Origin of the sequence: Corynebacterium tuberculostearicum, assembly GCF_022347385.1 — a bacterium.
GTDB lineage: Bacteria > Actinomycetota > Actinomycetes > Mycobacteriales > Mycobacteriaceae > Corynebacterium > Corynebacterium tuberculostearicum_M.
Map to the genome: position 1 here is coordinate 1 of NZ_JAKRDT010000045.1, position 1,663 is coordinate 1,663.

At 52.9% G+C, this 1,663-nt stretch carries 1 protein-coding gene; it reads right to left on the minus strand.

What is annotated here, in order from left to right:
* Window positions 1–30: 30 nt before the first annotated feature.
* On the minus strand, window positions 31–1,188 hold the full coding sequence (locus MHK00_RS11790) for an IS30 family transposase (RefSeq protein WP_225747373.1): 1,158 nt from the start codon (window positions 1,186–1,188) through the stop codon (window positions 31–33).
* Window positions 1,189–1,663: the final 475 nt, after the last annotated feature.

The window sequence follows — 1,663 nt, forward strand, 5'->3', positions numbered from 1 at the left end:
GGCGGATTCTAGTGGTCGTGGAAACACGTCTTATGTTTCGGTTGAGTTTATCAGTGCGGCCATTTTCTCGGCTGGTGTTTGAAAGCCCAGGGTTTTGCGGGGGCGGCGGTTGAGTTGCATGGCGACGAATTCTAGGTCGGCTGCACTATGGACGCTTAGGTCTGTTCCTTTAGGGAAGTACTGCCTTAGTAGTCCATTGGTGTTTTCATTGGTGCCTCGCTGCCACGGCGAACCAGGATCGCAGAAGAACACGGGACAGTTTGTAGCTACAGAAAAGGCCTTATGGCAGGCCATTTCACTTCCCTGATCCCAGGTAAGTGATCCTTTGAGATGGTCTGGCAAGGTAGCAATCGCTTTAGTAAGTGCTTCATTTACTTCGGTAGCACTATGCCCATGAGGTAGATGCAGCAAGATGACATAGCGCGTGGTTCGCTCTACTAGCGTACCAATTGCAGACTTATTACCTGCGCCTAAGATGAGGTCGCCTTCCCAATGACCTGGTACTGCTCGGTCGTCTACTTCTGCTGGCCGGTCGGAAATCATCACCATAGGGTCAACAAACCGCTTGCGGGCACTGCGCGTGCCACGAGGTCGACGTTGGGCGTGACCGCGCCGCAGTGCAGCAGCGACTTCCTTTTTCAACTCGCCTTTAGCCTGGAAATACAAAGACTGATAAATCGTTTCAGGACACACGTACATAGTCTCATCACCGGGATAGCGACTGCGCAACCTCCCAGAAATCTGCTCTGGCGAGTACCTATCTTTTACCATTTCCCAGATCACCGTGCGCAAGCGTGGATTGGCATCAATCTTGCGCTTTTTCGGTCTAAACCTACGCAACACCGATTTACGGTGCGCATGCGTGGGAAGATACACCCCAAATTCATCCCGGTTGCGTTTAAGCTCCTTGCTGATAGTGCCAGCAGAGCGCTGAAGACGCCGAGCTATCTCGCGTACACCTTTGCCTTGCCGGTCAAGATCAAAGATGAGCTCGCGCTCTTCTACCGACAAATAGCGCGAAGAAATACGCCTATCGATACGCTCTTGCGGAATAACCTGGACTGGAACTGCTTGGCGACCATCAACGTACTCAATTACCTGCATAAGCCTGTTATACAGCGCCACATCCGGGCCAGCCGGGACAAAAGGCACACGCCCCGCAGAAAGCTTGATGACACCTTTGTCCATATCAGCAGCATCACGCGGATGAATGCCACAGGCTAAAGCGGCATCTTTGCGCCCTAAAGCATTTACACGCAGTTGCAGATAACTACACCGGCGAGTTGTTGCCGCAGCTTTGCGGCCATGTGGATTGCGCTTCCACAAACCAAGCTCAATACCGATTCGATATACCGGAGAAGAGCCTATAGAAAGCTGGCGCGCAATATCCATCGGTGCCACACCTTCCAGCCACAACCGAGCTATTTCCTGACTGTCAGCCGAGCTAATACGCCTACAGCGCTTGCGCGGCAAGTCCAACTCACCAGCCAGCCGATAAGCTACCGACTCTGGTAAACAAACCACCCCAGCAGCCGCCCGTATTGAACTACCAGCCCGAACCAACGACGCAAACCGCGCCACAACAGCAGAATCCGGAACCCATTTCGACTCCACACAATCACCTAACCCATGTCAGGTGTTTCCACGACCGCTAGAAATCAAG